General features: G+C 62.0%; 2 protein-coding genes. One reads left to right on the top strand and one right to left on the bottom strand.

Annotation, left to right across the window (positions count from 1 at the left end):
* Positions 1 to 244 precede the first annotated feature (244 nt).
* Positions 245 to 901, bottom strand: coding sequence for a glutathione S-transferase (locus AC1D0P_RS24575; protein WP_477679126.1), 657 nt, complete (start codon positions 899 to 901; stop codon positions 245 to 247).
* A gap of 162 nt (positions 902 to 1,063) precedes the next feature.
* Here AC1D0P_RS24575 and AC1D0P_RS24570 point away from each other — a divergent pair, with 162 nt between their 5' ends.
* Positions 1,064 to 2,284 (top strand): polyhydroxyalkanoate depolymerase, encoded by a 1,221-nt coding sequence (locus AC1D0P_RS24570; protein WP_477679125.1) that lies wholly within the window; start codon positions 1,064 to 1,066, stop codon positions 2,282 to 2,284.
* The last annotated feature ends 201 nt before the right edge of the window (positions 2,285 to 2,485 follow it).

The following is a 2,485-nucleotide window of genomic DNA, read 5'->3' as shown; positions in this document are numbered from 1 at the left end:
GGTTCAGGCGGATCAGGGATCGCGTTGTTTGAGCGAAGCGAGTTTAGCGAGACCCCGCCTGAACCGAGCACCGCAGGTTGCCCGCAGCGAAGCGAAGGGACGCAGCAACCAGGGTCGCCTTTTCTTTGGTGACTTTCTTTTGGCGAAGCAAAAGAAAGTTACTTGCCGCCGGGCAACCCCCGGCCAGCAGAACCCAGCAAAGAAAACAGCCTTGGAGCAACGAAAAACTCAGAAGCCAGCTCGCTCAGAACTCAGCGTCAAGTTCGTCAATGTCATCCGGCTCCTTCTTGGCCGCAAGCACCCACTCCTTCATAGCCGGCAACTCCATAACCCGCTTGCAATAAGCCATACAAGCCTTGTCCAGCGGCACGTCATAAGTCAGGAAGCGAGTAACAACAGGCGCATACATGGCATCCGCCACCGACAGCTGCTTGCCGAACAAATAAGGTCCGCCATAGGAAGCCAGGCATTCTTTCCAGATCTCCAGCACCCGGTCGATGTCGGCCTGCGCACGCGACCAGACCTTGAAGTTCGGGAAATGGGCCTTGAGGTTCATGGGCAGCGCGGCGCGCAGCGAGGCAAAGCCCGAATGCATTTCGCCGCAAACCGCGCGGCAATGTGCCCGCACCTTGACGTCCGCCGGCAACAGCTGCGCTTTGGGCTTGATTTCATTGAGGTATTCGGCAATCGCCAGCGTGTCCCAGACCTTCACGCCGTTATGCTGCAGCGAGGGCACCAGCATGCTGGACGACAGCAGCAGCATTTCGGCCTTCATGGCCGGATCGTCGGGGGAGATCACTTTTTCGGTGAATTCCAGCCCGGCAAACTTCGCCAGCAGCCAGCCGCGCAGTGCCCAGGCACCGTAGTTTTTGCTGCTGATCGTCAGGACTGCCTTGGCCATGAGATTGCTCCTTGAACCGCAAAGTTGGTCCCCACTGCCCGGGGGTGACCAACCCTCCGCAAGGCTTGTGCCAGCGCGCGGGCAGCCGGTGACGATTGGCCCGTAACTTGCCTGCGTTCACCCCATCCGGGCCACAAACCCGATTCAAGAGCCAGGACTCCCATGCTTTACCAGGCCTACCAACTCCAGTCCGACCTGATGTCGCCGCTTCGCCTGCTGGCCCAAGGCGGCAGCGCGGCGCTCTGGCTGGGCAAAACCGAGGGCAGCCTGCTGCGCAAGTTCTCGGCGTCCATGGAGGTGTTTTCACGCCTGCGCCTGACGCATTCACGCCCGGCCTACGGCATCAGCTCGGTAAAAGTGGGCGAGCGCGAATTCGCGGTCACGGAAGAGGCTGTGCTGTCCATGCCCTTTGGCACCCTGCTGCGCTTCAAAAAGGAAACGCCGGCCGATCTGCCTTTCCAGCCGCCGGTGCTGCTGGTGGCCCCGCTGTCGGGCCACTTCGCCACGCTGCTGCGCGAGACCGTGCGCACCCTGCTGCAGGACCACGACGTCTACATCACCGACTGGCACAACGCGCGCGACGTGGCCTTGCGCCACGGCGCCTTCGCGCTCGACGACTACATAGACCACATGATCCGTTTCACCCAGGCCATAGGCCCGGGCACGCATGTGGTGGCGGTATGCCAGCCCTGCGTGGCGGCGCTGGCGGCGACGGCCGTCATGGCCGAAGACGACGACCCGGCCCAGCCGCGCAGCCTGACCCTGATGGCCGGCCCGGTGGACTGCCGCGTGAACCCGACGGGCGTCAACACGCTGGCCACCAGCAAGCCGATCGAGTGGTTCGAGAAAAACCTGATCAGCCATGTGCCGCTCCCGCACACCGGTTATATGCGGCGCGTGTACCCGGGCTTTGTGCAGCTCAGCGCATTTCTCAGCATGAACCTGGAGCGCCACAAAAAATCATTCCAGGACATGTACCAGCACCTGCTGGACGGCGACTTGGAAAAGGCCAACATCATCCGCGTGTTCTACGACGAGTACCTGGCCGTCAACGACCTGCCCGCCGAGTTCTATCTCGAGACGGTCGAGAAGGTGTTCCAGACCTACGACCTGCCGCTGGGCAAGCTCAGCTACCGCGGCCGCCTCGTGAAACCCGCCGCCATACGCCGCACCGCGCTGATGACGGTCGAAGGCGAACGGGACGACATCTGCTCAGTCGGGCAGACCGTTGCGGCGCAGGACCTTTGCACCGGGATACGGCCTTACATGAAGACGCATCATGTGCAGACGGGGGTTGGGCACTATGGGGTGTTCAGTGGGCGGAAGTGGAATCAGCAGATTTATCCGCGGGTTAGGGAGATGATTCATTCCAGCCTTGGCTGAGGGTGGGGGGCCGGGTCTTGCGCCGGCGGGCGCGCTTCCTCTCTTCTAAGTTCTGCTGGCCGGGGGTTGCCCGGCAGCAAGTAACTTTCTTTTGCTTCGCCAAAAGAAAGTCACCAAAGAAAAGGCGACCCGCAGTCTGGGTCCCTACGCTTCGCTTCGGGCAACCTGCGGTGCTCGACCGGGCAACCTGCGGTGCTCGAC

The organism is Polaromonas sp. P1_G2 (genome assembly GCF_056405515.1).
This window is presented reverse-complemented; position numbering and strand designations above follow the sequence as displayed.